The sequence below is a fragment of the Exiguobacterium sp. s64 genome (genome assembly GCF_018618035.1).
GTDB lineage: Bacteria > Bacillota > Bacilli > Exiguobacteriales > Exiguobacteriaceae > Exiguobacterium > Exiguobacterium mexicanum_A.
On sequence record NZ_JACSLH010000028.1, the window covers coordinates 1 to 357 of the forward strand.

1 rRNA gene is annotated in these 357 nt (G+C 54.6%); it reads right to left on the reverse strand.

Annotation, left to right across the window (positions count from 1 at the left end):
- A 23S ribosomal RNA gene (locus tag KNP64_RS14770) occupies window positions 1–312 on the reverse strand; the annotation flags it as partial.
- Window positions 313–357: the final 45 nt, after the last annotated feature.

Sequence of the window (357 nt, forward strand, 5' to 3'; positions counted from 1 at the left end):
TAGAGTGTCCTACAACCCCAGGAAGCATGCTTCCTGGTTTGGGCTGTTCCCGTTTCGCTCGCCGCTACTCAGGGAATCGAATTTTCTTTCTCTTCCTCCGGGTACTTAGATGTTTCAGTTCCCCGGGTTTGCCTCACGCCGTGCTATGTATTCACACGGGTGTCCCGCCAGTCTCCCGGCGGTGGGTTCCCCCATTCGGATACCCCTGGATCAATGTGTACTTACCACTCCCCAGGGCATTTCGCTGTTCGTCGCGTCCTTCATCGGCTCCTAGTGCCAAGGCATCCACCGTACGCCCTTTCTACCTTGATCTAGCGTCTAAGACACACGGTCCTCACGGACCATATGTGAAATTAA